The 23,723-nt window shown below is 71.8% G+C and carries 22 protein-coding genes; 12 read left to right on the plus strand and 10 right to left on the minus strand.

All coding sequences use genetic code 11. The features are described from left to right. Positions 1–5: 5 nt before the first annotated feature. Positions 6–761: a decaprenylphospho-beta-D-erythro-pentofuranosid-2-ulose 2-reductase gene (locus ACQP17_RS22350; protein ID WP_433857869.1), complete on the minus strand. Its 756-nt coding sequence runs from the start codon at positions 759–761 to the stop codon at positions 6–8. Positions 762–1,139: 378 nt separating this feature from the next. On the opposite strand from ACQP17_RS22350, the gene ACQP17_RS22355 reads away from it, so the two are divergent. Continuing rightward, on the plus strand, positions 1,140–2,120 hold the full coding sequence (locus ACQP17_RS22355; RefSeq protein ID WP_433857870.1) for a YihY/virulence factor BrkB family protein: 981 nt from the start codon (positions 1,140–1,142) through the stop codon (positions 2,118–2,120). A 100-nt stretch (positions 2,121–2,220) separates the two neighbouring features. On the opposite strand, the gene ACQP17_RS22360 is transcribed toward ACQP17_RS22355, so the two are convergent. Then, positions 2,221–3,639, minus strand: a complete 1,419-nt coding sequence (locus tag ACQP17_RS22360) for a D-alanyl-D-alanine carboxypeptidase (protein WP_433857871.1) — start codon at positions 3,637–3,639, stop codon at positions 2,221–2,223. A gap of 10 nt (positions 3,640–3,649) precedes the next feature. Between ACQP17_RS22360 and ACQP17_RS22365 the strand changes: the two genes are divergently transcribed. The 7 genes from ACQP17_RS22365 (at position 3,650) to ACQP17_RS22395 (ending at position 10,214) form a co-directional block, all read left to right on the plus strand. Beyond that, on the plus strand, positions 3,650–3,940 hold the full coding sequence (locus ACQP17_RS22365) for an SCO4848 family membrane protein (protein ID WP_433857872.1): 291 nt from the start codon (positions 3,650–3,652) through the stop codon (positions 3,938–3,940). A gap of 21 nt (positions 3,941–3,961) precedes the next feature. Next, the gene (locus ACQP17_RS22370) at positions 3,962–5,197 is read left to right on the plus strand and encodes a metallophosphoesterase (protein WP_433857873.1); all 1,236 of its coding nucleotides are present in this window, start codon (positions 3,962–3,964) and stop codon (positions 5,195–5,197) included. Positions 5,198–5,415: 218 nt separating this feature from the next. Then, positions 5,416–5,727 (plus strand): hypothetical protein, encoded by a 312-nt coding sequence (locus ACQP17_RS22375; protein ID WP_364874754.1) that lies wholly within the window; start codon positions 5,416–5,418, stop codon positions 5,725–5,727. A 54-nt stretch (positions 5,728–5,781) separates the two neighbouring features. Continuing rightward, the gene (locus ACQP17_RS22380; protein WP_433857874.1) at positions 5,782–7,188 is read left to right on the plus strand and encodes a hypothetical protein; all 1,407 of its coding nucleotides are present in this window, start codon (positions 5,782–5,784) and stop codon (positions 7,186–7,188) included. Between the two features lie 113 nt (positions 7,189–7,301). Then, positions 7,302–8,483: a S8 family peptidase gene (locus ACQP17_RS22385; protein ID WP_433857875.1), complete on the plus strand. Its 1,182-nt coding sequence runs from the start codon at positions 7,302–7,304 to the stop codon at positions 8,481–8,483. A 215-nt stretch (positions 8,484–8,698) separates the two neighbouring features. Next, positions 8,699–9,214, plus strand: a complete 516-nt coding sequence (locus ACQP17_RS22390) for an FBP domain-containing protein (RefSeq protein WP_433857876.1) — start codon at positions 8,699–8,701, stop codon at positions 9,212–9,214. Positions 9,215–9,386: 172 nt separating this feature from the next. Beyond that, positions 9,387–10,214, plus strand: a complete 828-nt coding sequence (locus ACQP17_RS22395; protein WP_433857877.1) for a DUF5937 family protein — start codon at positions 9,387–9,389, stop codon at positions 10,212–10,214. Here the strand turns inward: ACQP17_RS22395 and ACQP17_RS22400 are convergent. The 5 genes from ACQP17_RS22400 to ACQP17_RS22420 all read right to left on the minus strand — a co-directional run bounded on the left by ACQP17_RS22400 (position 10,198) and on the right by ACQP17_RS22420 (position 14,627). Beyond that, positions 10,198–10,971 (minus strand): succinate dehydrogenase iron-sulfur subunit, encoded by a 774-nt coding sequence (locus ACQP17_RS22400; protein WP_433857878.1) that lies wholly within the window; start codon positions 10,969–10,971, stop codon positions 10,198–10,200. The genes ACQP17_RS22395 and ACQP17_RS22400 overlap by 17 nt on opposite strands. Beyond that, positions 10,971–12,725 carry a succinate dehydrogenase flavoprotein subunit gene (gene sdhA, locus ACQP17_RS22405; protein WP_433857879.1) on the minus strand — a complete coding sequence of 585 codons (1,755 nt, stop codon included), beginning with the start codon at positions 12,723–12,725 and terminating at the stop codon, positions 10,971–10,973. Before sdhA ends, ACQP17_RS22400 begins: the two co-directional genes overlap by 1 nt. A gap of 20 nt (positions 12,726–12,745) precedes the next feature. Next, the gene (locus ACQP17_RS22410; protein ID WP_189097173.1) at positions 12,746–13,234 is read right to left on the minus strand and encodes a succinate dehydrogenase hydrophobic membrane anchor subunit; all 489 of its coding nucleotides are present in this window, start codon (positions 13,232–13,234) and stop codon (positions 12,746–12,748) included. 6 nt (positions 13,235–13,240) lie between these two features. Beyond that, positions 13,241–13,621 (minus strand): succinate dehydrogenase, cytochrome b556 subunit, encoded by a 381-nt coding sequence (sdhC, locus tag ACQP17_RS22415; protein WP_030066793.1) that lies wholly within the window; start codon positions 13,619–13,621, stop codon positions 13,241–13,243. 208 nt (positions 13,622–13,829) lie between these two features. After that, positions 13,830–14,627, minus strand: coding sequence for a 2-oxo-4-hydroxy-4-carboxy-5-ureidoimidazoline decarboxylase (locus ACQP17_RS22420; protein WP_433857880.1), 798 nt, complete (start codon positions 14,625–14,627; stop codon positions 13,830–13,832). A gap of 134 nt (positions 14,628–14,761) precedes the next feature. Between ACQP17_RS22420 and ACQP17_RS22425 the strand changes: the two genes are divergently transcribed. The 3 genes from ACQP17_RS22425 to ACQP17_RS22435 all read left to right on the plus strand — a co-directional run bounded on the left by ACQP17_RS22425 (position 14,762) and on the right by ACQP17_RS22435 (position 18,818). Beyond that, positions 14,762–16,477, plus strand: coding sequence for a beta-N-acetylhexosaminidase (locus ACQP17_RS22425; RefSeq protein ID WP_433857881.1), 1,716 nt, complete (start codon positions 14,762–14,764; stop codon positions 16,475–16,477). A gap of 542 nt (positions 16,478–17,019) precedes the next feature. Further along, a complete protein-coding gene (locus tag ACQP17_RS22430) occupies positions 17,020–17,823 on the plus strand; it encodes an RNA polymerase sigma factor (protein WP_433857882.1) in 804 nt (267 codons plus the stop codon). Beyond that, positions 17,823–18,818 carry a hypothetical protein gene (locus ACQP17_RS22435; protein ID WP_433857883.1) on the plus strand — a complete coding sequence of 332 codons (996 nt, stop codon included), beginning with the start codon at positions 17,823–17,825 and terminating at the stop codon, positions 18,816–18,818. Before ACQP17_RS22430 ends, ACQP17_RS22435 begins: the two co-directional genes overlap by 1 nt. A 270-nt stretch (positions 18,819–19,088) precedes the next feature. On the opposite strand, the gene ACQP17_RS22440 is transcribed toward ACQP17_RS22435, so the two are convergent. Beyond that, entirely contained in the window at positions 19,089–19,967 is an 879-nt protein-coding gene (locus tag ACQP17_RS22440; RefSeq protein WP_433857884.1) for a L,D-transpeptidase family protein, read from the minus strand. Between the two features lie 136 nt (positions 19,968–20,103). Here ACQP17_RS22440 and ACQP17_RS22445 point away from each other — a divergent pair, with 136 nt between their 5' ends. Further along, positions 20,104–21,702 carry an acyl-CoA mutase large subunit family protein gene (locus tag ACQP17_RS22445; RefSeq protein ID WP_433857885.1) on the plus strand — a complete coding sequence of 533 codons (1,599 nt, stop codon included), beginning with the start codon at positions 20,104–20,106 and terminating at the stop codon, positions 21,700–21,702. A 56-nt stretch (positions 21,703–21,758) separates the two neighbouring features. On the opposite strand, the gene ACQP17_RS22450 is transcribed toward ACQP17_RS22445, so the two are convergent. Together ACQP17_RS22450 and ACQP17_RS22455 are read right to left on the minus strand one after the other, a co-directional pair. Beyond that, positions 21,759–22,427: a YdcF family protein gene (locus ACQP17_RS22450; protein ID WP_433857886.1), complete on the minus strand. Its 669-nt coding sequence runs from the start codon at positions 22,425–22,427 to the stop codon at positions 21,759–21,761. Positions 22,428–22,443: 16 nt separating this feature from the next. Continuing rightward, on the minus strand, positions 22,444–23,544 hold the full coding sequence (locus tag ACQP17_RS22455) for a helix-turn-helix domain-containing protein (RefSeq protein ID WP_433857887.1): 1,101 nt from the start codon (positions 23,542–23,544) through the stop codon (positions 22,444–22,446). Positions 23,545–23,723: the final 179 nt, after the last annotated feature.

Here is a 23,723-nt window from a genome sequence, read left to right on the forward strand (position 1 = left end):
CGCGCTCAGCGCGTCAGCCGGCGGAACACCGCCCGCGGCAGCAGCCGCACCACCGCCATCACCCAGCGCAGCACGCCCGGCACCCACACCACTTCGGCCCGGCGCCGCAGCCCGTTCTCGATCGCCTCGGCGACCGCCTCCGGGCTGGTCGCCAGCGGCGCGGCGGGCAGACCCGCGGTCATCTTGGTGCGGACGAAACCGGGCCGGACGACCATGACATGGACCCCGGTGCCGTGCAGGGCGTCCCCCAGCCCCTGGGCGAAGGCGTCCAGCCCCGCCTTGCTCGACCCGTAGAGGAAGTCCGCGCGGCGGGCGCGCTCGCCGGCCACCGCGGACAGCACCACCAGCGAGCCGTGGCCCTGCCGGCGCAGCGCCTGGCCGCAGAGCAGCGCGGCGGAGACGGCGCCGGTGTAGTTGGTCTGGGCGACCCGGAGGGCCTGGGCCGCGGTCTGCTCGTCGCGCCGCTGGTCGCCGCGGACACCGAAGGCCAGCAGCACCATGTCGAGATCGCCCTCGGCGAAGATCTTGCCGAGGGTCTCCTCGTGGCGGCCGGTGTCCAGCGCGTCGAAGGGCACCGTACGGACCTGGGTGCCCAGCGCGCGCAGCCGGTCGGCGGACTCCTCCAGCGCCGGGGTCGGACGGCCGGCCAGCCAGACCGTGCGGGTGCGGTGGACGGCGAAGCGGGCCGCGGTGGCCAGGGCGATGTCGGAGGTGCCGCCTAGGACGAGCAGGGACTGCGGAATGCCGGAGGCGTCTTTCACGGGCGGGTTCCTTTACGGGCCGAGGCGGCGGGGTACCGGCCGGGTGGCGGGCGCCGGGCGGGTCCGGGGGCGGGATCCGCCGAGGGGGACAGGACAGCACGGCAGTGACGCCGGTGCCGGGTATCTGGCGTTTCGCGGCGATCCGCCGCCCGTCCCGCCGCTCCTCGCCGCAACGGGTGGGGAACGGTGCGGCCGGGCCCACTGCGGGCCGCGGCGGCCCGATGGCGGCCCGGGCGGGCGGTGTCGGGTCCGGGCCCCGGCCCGGACGTAGCGTCACGGCAGTTCCTGGGTACCCGGACGCTAGTGTTCCGGTCAGCCGGGGCACCGGCCGGAAGATCCAGCCCGGGCCGGCGGGCGCAGGGGCACGAGGGGAATGCCATGGACTGGTTGCGCACACTGCCGGTGATCGGCCCGGTCGTCGACCGCCTGATGACCACTCATCTCTGGCACGCCTGGACGCGGATGCTCCGGGTGCACTGGACCCGGCTCGCCGCCGCGATCACCTTCACCAGCTTCGTCGCGCTCTTCCCGCTGCTCACCGTCGCCGCCGCGATCGGCGCCGCCCTGCTCAGCGACAGCCGGCTGCACACCCTCGAAGGCAAGCTCGCCGCACAGCTCCCCGGCCTCGCCGACCGGCTCGACATCGCCGGACTCGTCGCCAACGCCACCACCATCGGCCTGGTCGCCGGTGCCGCGCTGCTGCTCACCGGCATCGGCTGGGTCGATTCACTGCGCGACTGCCTGCGCGCCGTCTGGGAGAAGCCCGACGAGGAGATCAACTTCTTCCTCGGCAAGCTCCGGGACGGCGCGCTGCTGCTCGGGGTCGGCGGCGTGGCCGTGCTCTCCCTCGCCTGCTCGACCTTCGCGTCCGCCGCGGTGGGCAAGGTGGCCGAGGTGATCGGCCTGCCGGAGGGCGGGGTCGGCAGCGTCCTGCTCTCGGCCGCCGGCTTCGTCATCGCCGTCCTCGCCGACTTCCTGCTGCTGGCCTACATACTCACCAGGCTCGCCGGCGTCCATCCGCCCCGGCGCTCCGTCGTCGTCGCCGGACTCCTCGGCGCGATCGGCTTCGAAGCGCTCAAGCTGCTGCTCAGCGGCTACCTCCAGGGCGTCGCCGCGCGCAGCATGTACGGCGCCTTCGGCACCCCGATCGCGCTGCTGCTGTGGATCAACTTCACCGCGAAGCTGCTGGTGTACTGCGCCTCCTGGACGGCCACCGAGGCGGCGAAGCACACCGTCGGCGAGGAACTCAAGGTCCCGGACGGGCCGGACGGGCCCCGGGAACAGGAACGCCCGGAGGGGACCCCGGGGCGGGAACGCCCGGACGGGCCGGAGGGCGAGCCGGGCCCCCGGGCGGCCTGACCCGGCCCGCCGCTCCCGCTCCCCGGCCCGCCGCTCCCGCTACCCGGCCCGCTCCCGCTACCCGGCCCGGTCCGTCCGCGCTACCCGGCCCGGCGCCCGTTCACCTGCGGGGACGGCGTCCCCGGCTGCCCTCCGGCAGCGGCCGGCGGCGGTGCACGAAGAACGCCAGCGCGCCCAGCAGCGCCAGGGCCCCGCCGGCGATGCCCACCGCGGTCCAGGCGCCACCCGCCCCGCCCGAGCTGTTCAGCGCGGCCTGGGTGCTGTTGTCCGCGCCCTTCTTCCGGTCCTTGGTGCCCACGGCGCCCGTGCCGTCGTCCTCGCTGCGGGGACCGACCAGCCGGCCGACCGGCTCCACCTTGTCGGCCGACGCGAAGCCCCAGTCGAGCAGCTTGGCGGCCTCCCGGTAGCCCTCGTTGTGCTCGCGCTTCTCCGGGTGCATGACCGTCACGAGCAGCTTGCGGTCACCGCGCTGGGCGACCCCCGTGAAGGTGGATCCGGCGTTGGTCGTGGAGCCGTTCTTCACCCCCGCGATGCCCGGGTACGGCTTGATGTCGAAGTCGCCGCTGAGCAGCCGGTTGGTGTTCTGGATGCCGAACGAGGCCCGCTTGCCGTTCTTGCCCTTGTCGCCGGGGAACTGCGCGCTGGCCGTCGAGCAGTACTCGCGGAAGTCGGCGTTCTGCAGACCCGCCCGGGCGAACAGGCTCAGGTCGTACGCGCTGGAGACCTGGCCCGGCGCGTCGTAGCCGTCCGGCGTCACCACGTGCGTGTCGGCGGCGTTCAGCTCCTTCGCCCGCTGCTGCATCTGCGCGACGGTGGCCTTCGTGCCGCCGTTCATCGCCGACAGGGTGTGCACCGCGTCGTTGCCGGACCGCAGGAAGACGCCCAGCCACAGGTCGTGGACCGTGTAGCTCAGGTTCTCCTTTATCCCCACCAGGCTGCTGCCGACGCCCATGCCCGCCAGGTCGGCCGGCTTGACCGTGTGCTTCTGGTCCTTGGGGAACTTCGGGAGCACCGTGTCGGCGAACAGCATCTTCAGCGTGCTGGCCGGCGCGAGCCGCCAGTGCGGGTTCTTGGCGGCCAGCACCTTGCCGGTCTCCGCGTCGGAGACGATCCAGGAACGGGCCGTCAGCGTGTCCGGCCCCGGCAGCTTGGGGGCACCGGGCTTCGGCGCCACCTGGACGCCGGCCGTCCCCATCCGGTCCCCGCCGACCTTCGACATCTTCGCCGGCGGCGCGGGCGCCTTCGGATCCGCGTACGCGGTGCCGGCCAGCAGCGGCGAGGCCACCAGTCCGGAGACGGCCAGCGCGGCGGCGGTACGCAGGGGGAAGCCGTGACGCGCCGTGCGCCCCGCGCGGCCGGACGCGGCGGCCGAAGGGGACGGGGCGGTGGGTCCGGTGGAAGCCGTGGAAGCAGAGAAGGTCGTCGGCACGTCGGTGAACGTACCCGGCTTTGCCCGCGACGCCGACAGCGCCCCACGGAAGAGTGCCCCTGCCGACCGCCGGATGGAGCCGCTGCCCATACTGGGATCTATGAAGCTCTCTCGCCCCGTGTCCTGGTTCCTGCTCGCCTTCGGGGTGTGGAGCTGGTTCATCTGGATCACTTTCGTCAAAAACCTCTGGCAGGACGGGAGCGGTCTCGCCTTCGACGACGCGGGTGACCCGACCGCCTACTTCTACGTCCATCTGCTGCTCGCGGTGGTGTCCTTTCTCTTGGGGACGGGGATTGGGGTGATCGGGTTCCGCGGAGTCCGCGCACTGCGCCGCGAGACCCCCGACCACGCCGCTGACCAGCCCGCCCCCTCTTCCCCACCCGCCTCCTGAGCCACCGCGACGGGAGCCGCCGTGATCTTCGCGCTGATCGTGGTACCGGTGCTCGGACTGTTCTTCGGCGTGCACCGCTATCTGTGGTGCCGACTTGTCCGTGACACCACGAAACCGGGCGGCCTGCCCCGCCGCGCGGGCACCGTCGCCGCCTTCGTCCTCCCGCTGACGGCCCTGGCCGCCCTGCTCGCCGGCCGCGTCGGCGCCCCGTTCCCCGTCCAGCAGGCCCTGGCCTGGCCCGGCTACCTGTGGCTGGCCATGGTGCTCTATCTCACACTGGCCCTGCTGGCCGGCGAGGCCGTCCGGGCCCTGGTCCGGTGGGCCCTGCGCCGCCGCGAACGCACCGAGCCCGACCCCCCGGCCACCCCCACGGCCGAGGCACCCCCCGCCCCCGCCCCGGCCCCCGCTCCCACCTTCCCGGCCGCCCCGGCCCCGCCCCGCCGGCTCTTCCTCGCCCGGACGGTCGCCGCCGGCGCCACCCTGGCCGCCACGGCCGCCGTCGGATACGGCACCGCGACGACCCTGCGCGGCCCGGTGGTGAAACGCGTGACGATCCCGCTGGCCAAACTCCCGCGCGCCGCCCACGGCTACCGCATCGCCGTCGTCAGCGACATCCACCTCGGCCCGATCCTCGGCCGCGCCCACACCCGCCGCGTCGTCGACGCCGTCAACAGCACCCACCCCGACCTGGTGGCCATCGTCGGCGACCTGGTCGACGGCAGCGTCGCCGACCTCGGCCCGGCCGCCGAACCCCTGCGCGACCTGCGCTCCCGGCACGGCGCCTACTTCGTTTCCGGCAACCACGAGTACTACTCCGGCGCCGACCAATGGATCGACCACGTACGCGAACTGGGCATCCACCCGCTGGAGAACGCCCGCACCGAACTCCCCGGCTTCGACCTGGCCGGCGTCAACGACATCGCCGGCCAGGCAGAACAGGCGGGCCCGGACTACGACCGTGCCCTCAGCGGTCGGGACGAGACCCGCCCCGTCGTCCTGATGGCCCATCAGCCGGTCACCATCCACGACACCGTCCGCTTCGGGGTGGACCTCCAGCTCTCCGGCCACACCCACGGCGGCCAGATGTGGCCCCTCACCTACCTCGCCGCCGCCACCAACCCCACCGTCGCCGGCCTCCAGCGCTACGGCGACACCCAGCTCTACGTCACCCGCGGCGCCGGCACCTGGGGCCCACCGGTCCGCCTGGGCGCCCCACCGGACATCGCGGTCGTCGAACTCGCCTCACTGCACGCGTGATCGCCCCAGTGATCACGAAGCGGATCGGTTGCGCCTGGGAGGTAACAACCGGTCTACAAAGTGAGGCGTCATCCCGCGTCAATCCGGACAGATGCCGACATTCGATCTTGCAGTGACCGGGCTCAACTCCCTAGTATTTATTGACTTCATATGGTCCTTGGCGTGACGGCTTTGCGGGGCGGTGCGAGCGGGACGAACGGGGAACGGGGAGAGCGGTAATGAGCGAGCGGTTCAAGGTCGACCTCGACGAACTGGACGGCGTGGTACGCCAGCTCCGGCGCCTCCGGGCCGATATGGATGAACCCAGCCAGAAGGTGAAATACAGCACCACCATCCCGAAGTCGGCATTCGGCGTCGATTTCCTGGAGGCGGGGAAACTCGCCAAGGCCCATGACGGCATGCAGGAGTACATGTCGCAGATCATCAACGCGCTCCAGGACCTCATCCACCAGTTCGGCGAGAAGACGGAAGCCAGCCGTGGTGCGTACGAGGACCAGGAACACGAGACCAAGACGTCGATGAACGGCTGAGCGGCCGCGGGATGCACGCACGAAAGACGGAGCCGCAGAGGAAGGGGGGCCTGCATGGTTGACGCCAAGCAGGAGTACGACAACGCCAAGGCGATGGAGCAGCAGCGCAAGAACCACGAGCGGGAAGAACGGCTGAAGTCGTTCAAGGGACAGCACTTGACCCCCCGTTCACCCTCGGACTTCCATCACCACGGCATCGACGCACTCCGCGCGATGATCGCCAATGCCCACCCCGAGGCGATCGAGACCTCCGGACAGCACTGGCGCGCCTCCGCCGACCGCCTCGCCGGCGAGGACGGCCAGGGCGGCATCCGCAAGGGCTTCATGGACGCCGTCGACCACGCCACGGCGCACTGGGAGGGCTCGGCGGCCGAGGCCTTCCGCCGGCAGGCCGGCAAGGTCCTGGAGAAGATCGACCGGACCTACCAGCACTCCCGCAACGTCGAGTCCACGCTCATCGGTTCGCGCGCCTCGGGACCGGAGGTCGGCGTCGCGCACAACCTGCGCGCGGCCAAGGAGACCATGTCCAAGATCCACGACCCGGGCATGGTCGACCGGGCCACGGACGAAAAGGGCGACGACAGCCAGTTCAAGCAGGACATGCAGAACCCGAAGATGGACACCCGCATGGCGCTGGAGCTCAACCGGGACAACCTGTCCCTGAGCAAGGAGCGCCAGGTCGAGGCGGTCATCGTGATGGATGAGCTGGCGGCGCATTACGAGGGGCAGGGCAAGCGGCTCAACGAGGGGGTCGAGCCGGGCGGCCCCGGGGATGACTGGCCGAAGCCCGCGTCCTCCTCCCCGCCGCCGCCTCCGGTGCGGATGCCCGTGATCGGCGGCAGTCACCCGAAGACATCGACGTCGGACTCCGCCTCGCACAACGGTGCGGCGGGCCATGCCGTCCCGAAGGGCTTCGACAGCCCGCACCACCTGGTGCGGCCCGAAGTGCCGGTGACGACCGGGCTGGACAGCGTGCAGGGCGGCACCCTCGCTCCGCCGTCGGCCGGCGGCGGTATCAGCGGTGGCACGGCGGGCGCGGGGCACGGCTTGCCCGGCGGCGGCTCGGGCGGCGGCTTCTCCGGCGGTGCGCTGGCGCCCGGCGCGATCGGCGCGGCGGGCGCCATCGGGGCCGGCGGTATGCGCGGTGGCGGTATGCCGGGCGGCGGCCTCGGCGCGGGCAAGGCGGGCGCGGCCGGTGCGGCCGGGCGCGGCGGCCCGCAGGCACGAACCCGCGGCGGCCTGGTCGGCAAGCCGGGCGGCCCGGCGGGCGGCGCCAAGCAGGGCGGCTCCGGGCTGCACCGCAGCCGTGGCGGCAACCAGGCGGCCATGGGCGCCGCCGGCGCCAAGGGCAAGGACAAGAAGGGCAAGGAGCGCACCACCGGGCAGCGTCCCGACTACCTCGTCGAGGACGAGGAGACCTGGACGTCCGACCGTAAGGTGGCCCCTCGCGTCATCGAGTAGGCCGACGTAACGTCGCATGCGGCCGATGAGGCATGGCCCCGCACCCCCCGGGTGTGCGGGGCCTTTTCTCAGGCGGAACAATGCCGCCCGGAGCACAGCAAGAAGGAGCGAGGATGAGGGTCACCCGAACACTGCGCGCGACGGCGGGTGCTGCGCTGACCGGAGCGCTGCTGCTGGCTGCGGGCGGTACCGCCTCCGCGGATCAAGTACGCAAGGATCTGTGGCCGTTGGAGGCGTTCGGGGCCCAGCAGCTCTGGCAGGAGGCCACCGGCAAGGGCGTGACCGTGGCCGTGCTCGACAGCGGCTTCCGGGAGACCCACCAGGACCTCAAGGGCCAGTTCCTGCCCGGCCCGGACTTCGGGAAGGCCACGGAGGCCGAGGGCGCCAAGCACCTTTCCGCCCACGAGGACATCCGGGACCACGGCACCGCCATGGCCGGAATCATCGCGGGGCACGGCCACGGCCCGAGCGGATCCCAGGGCGTGAAGGGGCTCGCACCGGACGCCAAGATCCTGCCCGTGCCGGAGTACAAGAACAGCGGCCAGGCCACCCGATGGGCCGTCGACCACGGCGCGGACGTCATCAACATGTCCTATGGCGGGGACATGGAGGGTGACATGTGTGAGTCCATCCAGTACGCCCTGAAGAAGGGCGCCGTGGTCGTGGCCGCCGTGGGCAACGACGGCTGGTCGCAGAAGAGCTATCCGGTGGGTTGCAAGGGTGCGATCGGCGTCGGGTCGGTCGACGAGTACGGCGAGGCCTCCGACGACAACAACTACAACTCGGACATGGATCTGCTCGCGCCCGGAGTGAAGGTTCCCGTGGCGATGGGCAAGAGCGACTCCGACTACCGCACGTCGGCCGACGGCAGCTCGGCAGCCTCCGCATACGTCTCCGCCGCCGCGGCCCTCCTCAAGCAGAAGTTCCCCGACCTCACTCCCGGCCAGATCGCCAACCGACTGGTGAAGACCGCGGGATTGGCACAGGCCGAGAAGGACAAGCACCTCAAGCTCCCGGACGCCCACTACGGCTACGGCTTCATCCAGCCCGGCCCGGCCCTCCGGCGCACCATCTCGGCCGGCCCGGCACAGGGCCCGCTGCCGATGCCGGACCCCAAGGCGTCCTCCCAGAACGCCGCCGGCAAGGGCTTCGACCCCAACCCGCCCATGGCCGGCAAGAAGGCGATCATGCTCTACGGAGGAATCGGACTCGGCGTCCTCCTCCTCGCCGGCATCATCATCGCCATCGTCGTCTCCGTCCGCCGCCGCAACAGCAGCCACCAGGCCTGGGGCTGAACCGCAGCCGCACCGCTGCCGCCACGGAGCGGCAGCGGCAGCGGCACACGCTTCAGCCCGCCCAGTGGACGTCCCCGAGGCCCGGCAGGCGCAGCTCACGCACCGGACGAGGCGCGCGGTCATGATGCGGCCGGGTGTCTGACGGTCCTGCGTCCCGTGGGCGTCCGGGAAATTCACGCGACGTCACCCCCACCGCCCGGCTAAGTTCCCAGGTCATGGACCCCGTAGGTGACAAAGCGATACGTGCCTCCTTCGTCAACTGTTCGAAGGGGGAGGCGAGTCGGATGCATCTGCCGCCGGGGCTGGCCGGGTTGCCCTGGGAGGACCTGGACTTTCTGGGGTGGCGTGATCCGGGGGCGCCGGACCGGAGTTATCTGGTCGCGCCGCGGGGGGACAAGCTCGTCGGGGTGACGCTGCGGGTGCCGCAGGGGGTGCGGCGGAGCTTCACGAAGACGACGGTGTGTTCGGTCTGTGTGACCGGGCACCCGGGATCCGGTGTCAGCCTGCTGGCCGCGCGGCGGGCCGGCGTCCTGGGGCGGCAGGGAAACACCGTCGGTACGTATCTCTGCGCCGACCTCGCCTGTTCCCTCTACGTCCGGGGGCGCAAGCGGTCCCAGCTCGCCGGCCGGCACGAGGAGACGCTCCCGCTGGAGGACCGGATCGCCCGCACCGTGCGCAACCTGGACGCCTTTCTGGACAAGGTGCTGGAGGTGAGGGGCGGGCAGGCGTAGGTCACCGCTTCGTGGGCCCGACTCCGGCGCGAAGGAGCCGAGTTGGCGCGGCCGCCGCAAGCTACCCGCCGGTTCTGGTTGCGGCCGCCCGGTCGGCCGACAGATCCTCGTCCCGGCGCCGTCCGGGGAGGGGTGACGCCGTCCGGGACGTGGCGCAGAAGCAGGGGGACGTGTGCTCAGGGTGCATTTCACGGCGCAGGATCTGGCGCGTACGCGGCTGGCCGACGGGGCCGACCCGCTGTGGGAGACGGTGCTGAGCCTGCACAGCCTGCGGCTGCGACGGCCCGACCCGGCGCTGGCGGCCTGGCGGCAGCACGCCGTGCGGCACGGGCCGGGGCCGCTGCGGACGCTGTGCGAACTGGTCCCGCCCTACGGGTACTTCCCCGACTTCCTCACCCCGTCCGCGTCCCGGTACGGGGTCGAGCCCGGGCTGGAGGCCGTGATGAGCACCCCGCGGCAGCGGCTGCGGACCGAGCTGACGCGGCTGTCGGGGCACCGGGCACTGCCGGGATGGGCCCGCGGGATCGGCGAGGGCGAGCCGGCCGCCCTGCGCCGGCTGGCGCGCAGCCTGCGGACCTACCACCATCTGGCCCTGGCGCCGGCCTGGTCGCGGATCGCCCAACGAGTCGGCGCGGACCGGGAGGTGCGCCGGCACGCCCTGGACGGACCCGGGACCGAGGCGATGCTGGGCACGTTCGGCCCGCTGATGCGCTGGCGCCCGCCGGTGCTGGAGGTCGACTACCCGGTGGAGCGGGAGCTGCATCTCCAGGGGCGGGGCCTGGTGTTCGTCCCCTCGTACTTCTCCTGCGGGCACCCGCTGGCGCTGGTGGACGACGCGCTGCCGCCGGTGCTCGTGTACCCGGCGCGGGAGCCGGCGGACGAACAGGCCGAAGGGCCCCGCCCCCGGTGGTACGGAGGCGAGGCCCTTCGGGAGGTGCCGGTGCTGTTCGGCGGCCGGGGCGGGGCCCGGAGCGCCGGGGGAGTCAGAAGCGGCGGGTGATCAGTGCGCGCTTGACTTCCTGGATGGCCTTGGTGACCTCGATACCGCGCGGGCAGGCGTCCGTGCAGTTGAAGGTCGTCCGGCAGCGCCAGACGCCGTCCTTGTCGTTGAGGATCTCCAGGCGCTGCTCGCCGCCCTCGTCACGCGAGTCGAAGATGAAGCGGTGCGCGTTGACGATCGCCGCCGGGCCGAAGTACTGGCCGTCGTTCCAGAACACCGGGCAGGAGCTGGTGCAGGCGGCGCAGAGGATGCACTTCGTCGTGTCGTCGAAGCGCTCGCGGTCCTCGGCGGACTGCCGGCGCTCACGGGTCGGCTCGTTGCCGGTCGTGATGAGGAAGGGCATCACATCGCGGTAGGCCTGGAAGAAGGGCTCCATGTCGACGACAAGGTCCTTCATCACGGTGAGGCCCTTGATGGCCTCGACCGTGATCGGCTTCTCCGGGTTGATGTCCTTGATCAGCGTCTTGCAGGCGAGGCGGTTGCGGCCGTTGATGCGCATGGCGTCCGAGCCGCAGATGCCGTGGGCGCAGGAACGCCGGAAGGTCAGCGTCCCGTCCTGCTCCCACTTGATCTTGTGGAGGGCGTCCAGGACGCGCTCCTTCGGGTCGATCTCCAGCTGGAAGTCCTCCCAGCTGGCGTCCTCCGAGACCTCCGGGTTGAACCGGCGGATCCGGAAGGTGACCGTGATCATGTGCGAAGCGCCGTCCTCGGCCGCGTCCAGTGCCTCGGAGTGCTTGTCGAGAGTCGGGGTGCTCATCAGTACTTACGCTCCATCGGCTGGTAGCGGGTCTGCACGACCGGCTTGTAGTCGAGGCGGATCGACTCGGCGCCGTCTGCGCCCACCTCGCGGTACGCCATGGTGTGCCGCATGAAGTTGACGTCGTCGCGGTTGGGGAAGTCCTCGCGGTAGTGACCGCCGCGGGACTCCTTGCGGGCCAGCGCGGAGACCGCCATGACCTCGGCCAGGTCGAGGAGGTTGCCCAGCTCGATGGCCTCCAGCAGGTCGGTGTTGAACCGCTTGCCCTTGTCCTGGACGGACACGTTCAGGTAGCGCTCGCGCAGCTCGCCGATCTTCTCGACCGCGGTCTTGATCGTCTGCTCGGTGCGGAACACCATCACGTTGGCGTCCATGGTCTCCTGGAGCTCCTTGCGGATCTCGGTGACCCGCTCGCTGCCCGTGGAGTTGCGCAGCCGCTCGACCTGGTCGATGACCTGCTGCGCCGGGTCCTCGGGCAGCTCGACGAACTCGGCGGTGGCCGAGTACTCCGCCGCGGAGATGCCGGCCCGGCGCCCGAAGACGTTGATGTCCAGCAGCGAGTTGGTGCCCAGGCGGTTGGCGCCGTGCACGGAGACACAGGCCACCTCGCCGGCCGCGTACAGGCCCGGCACGACGGTGGTGTTGTCCGCCAGGACCTCACCCTCGACGTTGGTGGGGATGCCGCCCATGGCGTAGTGCGCGGTCGGCTGGATCGGGATCGGGTCCGTGTAGGGCTCGATGCCGAGGTAGGTCCGCGCGAACTCGGTGATGTCCGGGAGCTTGGCGTCCAGCTGCTCGGGCGGCAGGTGGGTCAGGTCCAGGTAGACGTGGTCGCCGTCGGGACCGCAGCCGCGGCCCTCGCGGATCTCCGTGTAGATGGAGCGCGAGACGACGTCACGCGAGGCGAGGTCCTTCATGACGGGCGCGTACTTCTCCATGAAGCGCTCGCCGTCCTTGTTGCGGAGGATGCCGCCCTCACCACGGGCGCCCTCCGTCAGCAGGATGCCCATGCGCCAGATGCCCGTCGGGTGGAACTGGAAGAACTCCATGTCCTCCAGCGGCAGCCCGCGGCGGTAGGCGGCGGCCTGGCCGTCACCGGTCAGGGTGTGCGCGTTGGAGGTCACCTTGAAGAACTTGCCGGTGCCGCCGGAAGCAAAGATGATCGACTTCGCCTGGAAGACGTGGATCTCGCCGGTGGCCAGCTCGTACGCGACGACGCCCGCGGACTTCTTGACGCCGTCGACGTCCTGGAGCAGCAGGTCGAGCACGTAGAACTCGTTGAAGAACTCCACGCCCTCCTTGACGCAGTTCTGGTACAGCGTCTGGAGGATCATGTGGCCGGTGCGGTCCGAGGCGTAGCAGGACCGGCGGACCGGGGCCTCACCGTGGTTACGGGAGTGACCGCCGAAGCGGCGCTGGTCGATCGTGCCGTCCGGCGTGCGGTTGAACGGCAGGCCCATCTTCTCCAGGTCGAGGACCGAGTCGATGGCCTCCTTCGCCAGGATCTCGGCGGCGTCCTGGTCGACCAGGTAGTCGCCACCCTTGATCGTGTCGAAGGTGTGCCACTCCCAGTTGTCCTCCTCGACGTTCGCGAGGGCGGCGGCCATACCGCCCTGGGCGGCGCCGGTGTGGGAGCGGGTCGGGTAGAGCTTCGTCAGGACCGCGGTGCGGCTGCGCTTGGTCGACTCGATGGCCGCACGCATGCCCGCGCCGCCGGCGCCGACGATGACGGTGTCGTACTTGTGGATCTTCATGGTTCCAGTCAGCCCCGGCTTCAGGAGATGTTCGGGTCGAAGGTGAAGATCACCAGCGTGCCCAGAAGGACGGTGAACACCGTCGCGGTGTACAGCAGCATCTTCAGCCAGAAGCGGGTGTTGTCCCGCTGCGCGTAGTCGTTGATGACCGTACGCAGGCCGTTGGCGCCGTGCAGCATGGCCAGCCACAGCATCAGCAGGTCCCAGACCTGCCAGAACGGCGAGGCCCAGCGGCCGGCGACGAACGCGAAGCCGATCTTGGAGACGCCGCCGTCGAGGACCAGCTGGATCAGCAGATGACCCAGGACCAGGACGACCAGCACGATGCCGGACAGCCGCATGAACAGCCAGGCCTGCATCTCGAAGTTGCCACGGGACGCGCTCCCGGTCTTCTTGGTGCGCTTGCGCGGCGCCTCGATGACCGGGGCGGGGTTGTCCACGTCGTAGAGCGTGACGCCGTCGGACGCGCCCGCTGCGGTGGCCTCAGCGGAGGTGGTTTCAGCAGACATCTCGCGTCAGCTCCCGAACAGCGTGCGCAGGGTGTGCTGCAGCACGGGGTAGAAGGCACCGGCCATCAGCACGACCCAGACACCGACAACGGTCCACAGCATCTGCTTCTGGTACTTCGGGCCCTTCGACCAGAAGTCCACCGCGATGACCCGCAGGCCGTTGAGTGCGTGGAAGAGGATGGCGGCCACCAGGCCGTACTCCATCACGTTGACGATCGGCGTCTTGTAGGTCGCAACGACGTTGTCGTAGGCCTCGGGGGAGACGCGTACGAGAGCGGTGTCGAGGACGTGGACGAACAGGAAGAAGAAGATGAGGACGCCGGTGACTCGATGAGCCACCCAGGACCACATGCCTTCCCGGCCGCGGTACAGCGTTCCAGCCGGCACGGAAAAACCCTCCGGGAGCGGGGATTGGGGCGCCAGCCGGCTTCTCTGTCGGTCGGGCCCGGCCGGGTACGGTCCTCCGGCCGCTCGTCATCGTATCGACGAGCTGTCGGTTCCTCGCGCGGGGGTCCTTAGGTGTGATCAAACAGGCACCCAACGGGCTATCACAGCAGCGAGAACCGGGGCATTCCCGGACAAGGCGGATGATCCGCTACGTCACGGCCCCCAGCAGCCGCCACAGCCGGCCGCGGGCCAGCCGGCGCAGCTCGTCCGCGGTGACCGCCCGCTCCTCGTCCGCCTCGTTGCCCAGCCGGGTGCGCAGGGCGGACAGCACCTGGTCGAGCAGCTCCTCGTCGCGGTAGCCGTCCAGACAGATGACGAAGACATGGCGAAAGCGCCGCTCGTACTCGGCGTGCGCGGCGCGCAGTGCGGTGTGGGCGGCGAGCGTGCCGGGGCCGCGGGCGCCGACGAGGGGCTGCGGGGAGAGCGACTCCTCGGCGAGCGCCTCGCCCAGCTCGGCCCCGTTCAGGTCGTAGCAGGCCTCGTCCGAGGCGGCGAGCAGCGACTCCACATCCGGGTAGGGACGGTGCGCGGCGACCCGCTCGGCCCAACGGCGGCTGCCGCAGCAGCGCAGGAGCACGGCGAGGTTGTCGTCCAGGGGCAGCGCGTTGAAGCGGGCGAGTCCGAGTGCCTCGGGACGGGGGCGCGGCAGCGCGGTGCCGCGGACCCACGACGATATGCCGCCCCAGGGCGTGTGCGGCGGGGGCAGCGTCGGCGGCCGGGCGGCCGGGGTGTCACCGGACAGCGTGGGCTCCTCGGACGGATGCGAATGGAGGGTTTCGGCGGGTGCGGGGCGGGCTGCTGAAGGAAGCTGGGGGGAAGCGGACCGAAGCCGGGACGCGGACGAAGCGGCGGAGGGTGTGACGGTGGTGCGTGGGACACGGCACCCCGGCGGTATCCGGCGGTTCCTGGTGAGCCCTGTGAAGGGGGTGACCACTGGAGACGCCACGCTAACGACGCTTGTCGACCACTGTCCGACGGATGCGCGAATTTCACCCGGATGAGAGAGCTTTCGCGCGTTCAGTGGACGACCGGCTCCGCACACCTGGCAATGCCTTCGCCCGGAAAAGTGAGGATTGCACGATGCCGAACCCGATGTGGCCGCCGCGCACCCCGCGGCCCTCGGCCTCCCGCCGCCCCCGGAAGGCCCTCCGCGGCGGCCCCGCCCGGTCCGCCCTGCCGGCCGCCGCGCTCACCGGCGCGCTGCTGCTCGCCGGCTGCTCCGGCGGCGGCGACACCGAGCCGCCCGGCAGCACCAGCGCCAAGATGAACCCCTCCGCGGCGGCCACCCCCACCTGGGCGCCGGTGACCGGAACTCCGCAGGTCATCCCCGCCGTCCGCAGCTTCCGCCGGGCCGATGGACGCGGCTGGCGCCCCTCCGACGGGGCCCGCGTCGTGGTGCCGGCCGGCGCGAAGAGCAATGTCGCCGACGAGGCCCAGCGACTGGCCAAGGACCTCGGCGGGCTGACCGTCGTCTACGGCGACCAGACGGTGCAGCCGGGTGACATCGAGGTGAAGCTGAGCGGAAAGAACACCGCGGACCAGCCGGACAACGTGCCCGTCCGCAGCACCGCCGACGAGGCCTACACCCTCACCGCCGCCGGGACCCGGCTCACCCTCACGGCCCCCACCGACGCCGGCATCTTCTACGGCACCCGCACCGTCAAGCAGGCCGTACGCGCCGCCGGCGGTCTCCCCGAGGGCACCATCGAGGACCGGCCCGACCGCCCACAGCGCGGCATGTCGCTGGACAACGCCCGCAAGCCCTTCACCCAGGACTGGATCGACGCGCGGCTGCGGGAGATCGCCGACCTCAAGCTCAACCAGTTCCAGCTGCACTTCTCCGACGACCAGGGCTTCCGCATCCAGAGCGACACCCACCCCGAGATCGTCTCCGCCGACCATCTGACCAAGGCCCAGGTCCGCCAGATCATCGCGCTGGCCCGCAGTCTGCACATCTCCGTCGTCCCGGAGCTGGACTCACCCGGCCACCTGGGCGCGGTGCTGGACCACTATCCCGATCTGCGGCTGCGCAACGCCCAGGGCCGGGTGATCCCCGGCGCCATCGACATCTCCAACCCCAAGGCCGCCCCGCTGATCGACTCGCTGCTGAAGGAAATGAGCGAGCTGTTCACCAATCCCAAGGGCGCCCCGGCCTACTGGCACCTGGGCGGTGACGAGTACCAGGCGCTGATGTCGTCCTCCCCGTCCACCTCGTATCCGCAGCTGGCCCGGGCCGCCCGGCAGAAGTACGGCTCGGCCGGCACCGTCGAGGACCTGACGACCGGCTGGCTCAACGACCGGCAGAAGACCGTCGAGGCCAAGGGCAAGAACCGCATCGAGGCCTGGAACGACGGCTTCTTCTCCAGCCCGGCGGTGTCCGCCGACAAGAACCGGATGGTCGACTACTGGACCGGCAAGGAAGCCGGCAAGCGGGATCCCGCGTCGTTCCTGCGTGAGGGCCGCAACGTCATGAACTTCAACGACGAGTACCTCTACTACGTCCTCGGCGAGCCCAACCAGTTCACGTACCCGACCGGCCAGCGGATCTACCAGAGCTGGACCCCGATGGTCATCCGCGGCACCCAGCCGGTGGCGGTGCCCGCGAGCATGACCGGCCCGGACCGGATCCCCGGGGCGCGCTTCGCGATCTGGTGCGACCTCTCCCAGGCCCAGACACCGCAGCAGGTGGCCGCCGGCATCCGGCTGCCGCTGGCGGCGCTGGCACAGAAGACCTGGGACCCGCGGACGCCCGCGCTGTCCTGGACGCAGTTCCAGGCGCTGGCCAACCGGGTGTGAATCAGGTGAGAGTCCGCGGAACGCGGAGAGAGCGAGGACGGCCGGGGCCGCCACCCCCCACAGGAGAGGCCCCGGCCGTCGTTCGCGAAGGGCCGTGACGGCCCCTACCCGGTACAGCGCCGGACGGCCCGAAAGCGTCACACGGGGTGTGGGCCACCGAACCGCCAGTGGTCTGGACGGGGCCCGGGGCGGCGCCGTAATCTGCCCGTCCGTGCAGGTGAGGGCGGTGTTCGCGGGGCTTTCCGGCCGCGGTGGACCAGCGGTACGCCCCGGGGGTTCCCCGCGTGCGCGGGCGCGCTCCCGGGCCGTCGGCCGCCGGCCGGTGTGCGGTGCCGTCCGGCGGGCGGTGCGGCCCCTCCCGGGTTCGGCACCGGGCGGCGCACGCGTTACGGTCTGCGGGAACATCCCGGTTACCGGGGGTTCCCGGCCGGCGGCGGAAGCAGCCGGCAGTGCAGCCACGGTGCCCGGTGGTTGTGGCCGGGCGGAGCGACAATGCAGCAAGGACCGGGCGGCGGACATTCCGCGTGCGACAGGATGGACCCGTGCGAGGGGACGACATTCAGCCGGACGACCGTCGGCTGACGGTGGCCGTGCAGGCGGCACAGGCCGGCGACGAGGCGGCGTTCCGTACCGTCTACCGCGCCGTACATCCCCGACTACTGGGGTATGTGCGGACTTTGGTGAGCGAACCGGACGTCGAGGACGTCACCTCGGAAGCCTGGCTGCAGATCACCCGCGACCTCGCGCGCTTCAGCGGCGACGCCGACCGCTTCCGCGGCTGGGCCGCGCGCATCGCCCGCAACCGCGCCCTGGACCACATCCGGATGCGCGGCCGCCGCCCGGCGACCGGCGGCGACGAGAGCGAACTCGCCGACACCCCCGCCGCGTCCGACACCGCCGGCGAGGCGATGGAAGCCCTCGGCACCGGCCGCACCTTGCGGCTGATAGCCAGGCTGCCGCAGGACCAGGCCGAGGCCGTGGTGCTGCGGGTGGTGGTCGGACTCGACGCCAAGAGCGCCGCGCAGGTGCTCGGCAAACGGCCCGGAGCGGTGCGCACCGCCGCACACCGCGGGCTGCGACGGCTGGCCGAACTCCTCGGCGAGACGTCCGACAGCGGCCGGGACACACCGCAGGACAGCATGAGGGACGAGCGTCACGACGGCGGCGAAGAGGGCGCCGAGCACGACGGAGGTGCCCCCACCGGCCGGGCCGCACGGCGGCCGCGGGGAGGGGGCGGGACGGTGAGTGGGGTGCCCGTACAAGGGCGAAGACGCCGCGACGGCGTGGCGGAATCGTACGTACCAGGTGTGACGGAAACGGCCGCACGAACGCAGAAGGACATGTGATGGCCGACGACCGCTACAACTGGCTCGACAAGGACGCCGCGGAGCGATTGCTGCGCGGTGAACGGGTCGGTGCCCGGCACGGCGACGGCGCACGCGAACTCGAACAGCTCCTCCAGGCCGCCGCCGCGGTCGGCGCCAAGGCGCCGGAGGCGGCCGAGCTGCCCGGCGAGGAGGCCGCCGTCGCCGCCTTCCGCCGGACCGCCGGCCGCGGCACCGCGGCCCACGCCCGCGGCGCCGACGAGGCCTTCCCGGCCGGCCGCGGCACCGCCGTCGCCGAACGCACCCGCCTCGGGCGCCCCGTGCGGCGCGGCTTCGCGGTCGCCCTCGCTGCCTGCGCCATCGGCGGCGTCGCCGTCGCGGCCGGCACCGGCGTGCTGCCCACCCCCTTCCGCGGGGGCGAGCCCCAGCCCGCCTCCAGCGTCTCGGCCGCCGAATCGCCCGGCCCGCTCGACACCCCCGAGCCCGGCGCCCAGACCGACGGCACCACCGAAAGCACCCCCGACCCCACCCCGCACGGGAAGACGGCCGGCCCCGGCGACAGCCCCACACCCAGCCGCCCCGGCGACACCACGCCCCCCAGCAGCACCCCCGACCCCGGACACCGGGGCAACGGCGGCACCGGCGCGAGCCCCGGGCACGGCGACAAGAAGAACCTCCTCCTCGCGCTGTGCCAGAGCTACGCCTCCGGCAAGCGGGACGGCATGGACCGCGACGCGCTGCACCGCCTCGAACAGAAGGCCGGCGGCGCGGAGCAGGTACTCGCCTTCTGCCGCGCCTACCTGGCCCGGTACCAGCACCCGGGCAGCAGCTCCGGCGGCGGCACCGGCCTCGGCGGCACCACCGGCTCGAACAGCGGTCTCACCGGCGGCGACGAGGACGACGAAGGCCACCCCTCCCATTCCCCCGGCGCCACCCCGAGCAGCGCTACGTCCACCCCCTCGCCGACAGCCACGGATCCCGCGAACGTGGCCCCCAGCGCGGCCCCCGCCACGTAGGTGTGACGTTTTTCGAACCGGTGACGCAGTAGTGAGTGAAGCCGACTGGTCATCGGCTGCGCGAGGAGCCGGGGTTCCCCCCCGTACCCACGGCTCAGCGCATCTGGCGCGGGCGGGGCACGTTCCCCCGGCCCTGCCCGCGCCCCATCTTTGCGCCTGAGCCGGCGCCGCTCTCGCGGGTGTGGATCCCCTCCGTGGGGGTTGCTCAATTTTCGCTTCGGTCACTGAGTTCGTGGGCTGGGGCAGTGGATTCCGGTGCGGGTGGTGGGGCTAGTGGGTGATCACGACCTTGGTGCCTTTTCCGGTGGCCTTGAAGAGGGCGGCCACTTTCCTTCTGTCGCGGACGTTGACGCAGCCGTGTGAGGCGCCGCGGTAGCCGCGGGCGGCGAAGTCCGCGGAGTAGTGGACGGCCTGGCCGCCGCTGAAGAACATCGCGTACGGCATGGCCGTGTGGTAGAGCGTCGAGACGTGGTGGCGGCTCTTGAACGTGAGGGCGAACGTGCCCTCACGGGTGGGCGTGTACTGCGAGCCGAAGCGGACGTCCATCGCCGAGACGACCCGGCCGTCGACCACCCACGCGAGAGTGTCGCTCCGCTTGCTGATGCAGATCACCCGGCCCCTCATGCAGCGCGGATCCAGGGCGCCGACCGGCCGGGCGGTGGGCGGATACAGCTCCGCACGCGTGGGCCGGCGGGTCTGCGAGCGCAGGGCGAGCCAGGCCGCGGGCTGCACGGCACCCGTACGGGGCAGGCCCTGCCGCCGCTGGAAACCCCGCACCGCGGACGCGGTGACCACCGCGTAGGAACCCGTCGGGGCGCGGCCGAAGAGACCCAGCTGGGCGAGTCGCGCCTGGAGTTCGCGGACCCGCGCGCCGTGCGAGCCGGGCGCCGGCAGCGGCGCGGCGGCCCGCGGCGCACGATGCGGGGCGCGCGCAGGCGCGGACGCGGCGTGCGAGGGGGCGGCGTGCCGGGGAGCGGGGGGACCGTGCCGGCCGAGCGGCGGGGGAGCGGGCGTGGTGGGGGCGTAACGGGCGAGCTTGCCGTCCGGCGCGCCGGTGACCGTCACCGGGCGGCAGCCCACCGCGAGCGCCGCCACCACCAGCACCGCCGCCATCGCGGGCGCCGTACGTCTTCCCCTGCTGCGCTGCATGCGCACCCCCGATCTCGGTGGGCCGACCGGCCACCGAGGACTCTGCCCAGTGCTGCGGCGCGGCGAACCTGCGGGCATGCTGTGGACAAAAGACCACCACTGCGGATATCCGTCACTCAGCGGGAGGCATGCATCCATGGCGCATGAGTCGGACACCGTCCGGTGCAGCGAGAGCGGCCTGCCCATCGAGCCGGTGTACGGGCCGCAGGCACTGGACGGCTGGGATCCCGAGCACCGGCTCGGCGCGCCCGGCGGCTACCCCTTCACCCGCGGGGTCTATCCGTCGATGTACACCGGACGGCCCTGGACGATGCGGCAGTACGCCGGCTTCGGTACCGCCCGCGAGTCCAACGCCCGCTACCGGCAGCTGATCGCCCACGGCACCACGGGACTGTCGGTCGCCTTCGACCTGCCGACCCAGATGGGGCACGACTCCGACACCCCGATCGCCTCGGGCGAGGTCGGCAAGGTCGGCGTGGCCATCGACTCCGTCGAGGACATGCGGGTGCTGTTCGGCGGCATCCCGCTGGACAAGGTCTCGACCTCGATGACGATCAACGCGCCCGCCGCGCTGCTGCTGCTGCTCTACCAACTGGTGGCGGAGGAGGAAGGGGTACCGGCCGGCCGGCTGAACGGGACCGTCCAGAACGACGTGCTCAAGGAGTACATCGCCCGCGGCACCTACATCTTCCCGCCGGAGCCCTCCCTGCGGCTGACCGCGGACATCTTCCGGTACTGCCGCGAGGAGATCCCCCGCTGGAACACCATCTCCATCTCCGGCTACCACATGGCCGAGGCCGGCGCCTCGCCCGCGCAGGAGATCGCTTTCACGCTCGCCAACGGCATCGCCTACGTGCGCACCGCCGTGGCCGCCGGCATGGACGTCGACGACTTCGCGCCCCGGCTGTCCTTCTTCTTCGTCTCCCGCACGACGCTGCTCGAAGAGGTCGCCAAGTTCCGTGCCGCGCGCCGGATCTGGGCCCGGGTGATGAGCGAGGAGTTCGGCGCGCGCAACCCCAGGTCGATGATGCTGCGCTTCCACACCCAGACCGCGGGCGTGCAGCTCACCGCCCAGCAGCCGGAGGTGAACCTCGCCCGGGTCACCGTCCAGGGACTCGCCGCCGTCCTCGGCGGCACCCAGTCGCTGCACACCAACTCCTTCGACGAGGCCATCGCCCTGCCCACGGACAAGGCGGCCCGCCTCGCGCTGCGCACCCAGCAGGTGCTGGCCCACGAGACCGATGTGACCGCCACCGTCGACCCGTTCGCGGGCTCCTACGCCGTCGAGTCGATGACCGACGACGTGGAGGAGGCGGCCCTCGCGCTGATGCGCAGGGTGGAGGACATGGGCGGCGCGGTGGCCGCCATCGAACGCGGCTTCCAGAAGGAGGAGATCGAGCGCAACGCCTACCGCCTGGCCCAGGAGACCGACGCCGGCGAGCGGATCGTCGTCGGCGTCAACCGCTTCCAGCTGGACGAGGAGGAGCCCTACGAACCCCTGCGGGTCGACCCCGAGATCGAGGCCCGCCAGATCGAACGGCTCGCCCGCCTCCGCGACCGCCGCACCACCCGCACCGTCACCACCGCCCTCGACACCCTCCGCAAGACCGCCGAGGGCACCGACAACGTCCTCCCCCCGATGCGCGAGGCCCTACGCGCCCGCGCCACGGTCGGCGAGGTGTGCGAGGCGCTGCGCGGGGTGTGGGGGACGTATGTGCCTACGGACGCGTTCTGAGGGAGGCGGACGGAGGGGGAGGGGTTCGTCGTGGACGGTGGTGACGAGCCCGCAGTTCAAGGAGTGAGGAGACGGCTGGTGAAGCCGTCGTGGATCAGCGAGGTGTAGGCGGCCAGCACGTCCTGCGGGACGTCCTGCTCGATGGCGAACCCGAGACGGGGGTACTCGATCACCCGCTGAAGGTCGCCGACGAGTTGATGGACCACGAGCTGCTCGTCGCCGATCGTCTTCAGGTAGTCATCGAACTCCAGCGGCGCCGAGGTGCAGAGCACGTCGACCTCGGGCCACACCTTGCGGGCGGTGGCGTAGGCGCGTCGTTCCATGTAGGGCATGGAGACCAGCAGCACGGTCTTCGGCGTGATCCCAGCCGCGGTCAGGACCTCACGGGAGAGGGAGATGTTCTGCCCGGTGTTCCTCGCGCCGGGCTCCAGCAGGACCGCGTCCGCGGGCACGCCGAGAGCGAGCGCGTGCTCACGGAAGTGCACCGCCTCCCCGCGCGGGAAGCGTGCGGGGGCCGTGGGGTTGGCGCCGCCGGAGAACACCAGGGTCGGGAACAGGCCGGCTCGGTACAGCTCGGCGCAGAAGGCCGGGACGCCGAGGTCGTGACTGCCCAGGCCGATGGCGGCGTCGGCGGGCCGCACCTCGTGGTGCATCCGGTGGTGGTCCCAGATCAGCTGTGCCTGTCGCCGCTGGCCCTCGGTGATGGCCCGCTCGTCGTCCGTCACTCGCGTCTCTCCCTGGTCACCGTTGCCGGGGGCGCAAGGCCCCTCCGGCCGTCATCCGGATGCCCTCGATGCTGCGGAGCTGGTGGCGCAGACCGAACAGGGCGGCCACCTTCGCGGCGTCGTCGAGGACGTGGAGTCCATCATCACGGGTGGCGGGGTCGGACAGCAGGATGTGACCGTGGGCGGTCTCCCACCGCACGCGCTGCATGGGTGAGTCGGCCTCTCCGGTGCTGCGTGCGATGCCGATGAAGTGCAGGGCCTGGGGAAGGTCGCCGACACCGCGGTGGGCGAGGGCGAGCTTCTGGTGGGCCACGGACCAGTCGTCGGGCTCGGCCAGGTCCTCGAACTCGCGCGTCGCCGCGAGCATGACCCGGGCGGCATGGCCGTGGGCACCGTCCTTGCTCAGCGCGGTGCCCACCCACAGCCGGGCGCGGGCCCGGTCGCGGCGGGAGAGCCTGTCGTCGACGGCCAGGTTCTCGTAGCGGCGGGCAGCCGTCTCCAGCTCGCCGGACATCTCGGCGACCACGGCGAGGGACAGGTCGAGCTGCGCGATGCGACGGGGGATGCCGAGCTGTGCGAACAGGGAGCGGGCAACGGCATAGGAGTGCTGGGCCGACAGCGGGCCGAGGACGGCACCCTGGTCCCGTTGGAGGTCACCCATCAGTGCCGTCGAGCGGGCGAACAAGTACCTGCCCCGGTCGTCCAGCTCGGCGGGCGGGAAGCGTGCCAGCCACCGGTTCAGCAGGTTGTCGGCGGAGGCGAAGTTCTGGCGGGAGAGGGCGACGATTGCCCGGTCCAGGTCGTCGGTCCACGTTTCGTACTCCCAGGCCCTGGGGCCACCGGGGATGCTGCGCCTGCCGCTGCCCAGGCCGGGCCGGCCGGCCTCGGACAGGAACGTCTCGAAGCGCAGGTGCACGGCGGCCTCCGAGCGGGCCAGGGCGGTGTCCAAAATGGCCTGGGTGACCTGCCGCGGTTCCGTTGCGGACAGCAGCTTCTCCCACTTGGAGACGGTACGGATGCCGACGCCCAGGTGCTGGGCGAACGCGCGGACGCTCAGCCGCAGCGCGCAACGTAACGCCCGGGCTTCCAGGCCGGTCCAGTGGTGCACCGTCGTCACGCGTCGCCCCCTTCCGTTCGCCATCGAAGCACGATGCGGGCGGGCGGGGGGACACAAGTGCAACGGAAGTGCCACAGCAGGCCATTGGCCGCTGAAGCGGGGCGGGCCACGCTTCATGTGGTGCCGCTTCCTGCGACGGCGGCGGTCATGGCGCCGGGGTACGGCTGCCGTGCCCTCGG

This window comes from Streptomyces kronopolitis, from assembly GCF_050953795.1.
GTDB classification, from domain to species: domain Bacteria; phylum Actinomycetota; class Actinomycetes; order Streptomycetales; family Streptomycetaceae; genus Streptomyces; species Streptomyces kronopolitis_A.

Coding starts and splice junctions, on each gene's coding strand:
- ACQP17_RS22355 (WP_433857870.1), top strand. CDS start 1,140: ATGGACTGGTTGCGCACACTGCCGGTGATCGGCCCGGTCGTCGACCGC.
- ACQP17_RS22445 (WP_433857885.1), top strand. CDS start 20,104: ATGGCGCATGAGTCGGACACCGTCCGGTGCAGCGAGAGCGGCCTGCCC.
- ACQP17_RS22380 (WP_433857874.1), top strand. CDS start 5,782: ATGGTTGACGCCAAGCAGGAGTACGACAACGCCAAGGCGATGGAGCAG.
- ACQP17_RS22435 (WP_433857883.1), top strand. CDS start 17,823: ATGGCCGACGACCGCTACAACTGGCTCGACAAGGACGCCGCGGAGCGA.
- ACQP17_RS22425 (WP_433857881.1), top strand. CDS start 14,762: ATGCCGAACCCGATGTGGCCGCCGCGCACCCCGCGGCCCTCGGCCTCC.
- ACQP17_RS22385 (WP_433857875.1), top strand. CDS start 7,302: ATGAGGGTCACCCGAACACTGCGCGCGACGGCGGGTGCTGCGCTGACC.
- ACQP17_RS22365 (WP_433857872.1), top strand. CDS start 3,650: ATGAAGCTCTCTCGCCCCGTGTCCTGGTTCCTGCTCGCCTTCGGGGTG.
- ACQP17_RS22360 (WP_433857871.1), bottom strand. CDS start 3,639: ATGGGCAGCGGCTCCATCCGGCGGTCGGCAGGGGCACTCTTCCGTGGG.
- ACQP17_RS22410 (WP_189097173.1), bottom strand. CDS start 13,234: ATGTCTGCTGAAACCACCTCCGCTGAGGCCACCGCAGCGGGCGCGTCC.
- ACQP17_RS22390 (WP_433857876.1), top strand. CDS start 8,699: ATGGACCCCGTAGGTGACAAAGCGATACGTGCCTCCTTCGTCAACTGT.
- ACQP17_RS22400 (WP_433857878.1), bottom strand. CDS start 10,971: ATGAGCACCCCGACTCTCGACAAGCACTCCGAGGCACTGGACGCGGCC.
- sdhA (WP_433857879.1), bottom strand. CDS start 12,725: ATGAAGATCCACAAGTACGACACCGTCATCGTCGGCGCCGGCGGCGCG.
- ACQP17_RS22440 (WP_433857884.1), bottom strand. CDS start 19,967: ATGCAGCGCAGCAGGGGAAGACGTACGGCGCCCGCGATGGCGGCGGTG.
- ACQP17_RS22375 (WP_364874754.1), top strand. CDS start 5,416: ATGAGCGAGCGGTTCAAGGTCGACCTCGACGAACTGGACGGCGTGGTA.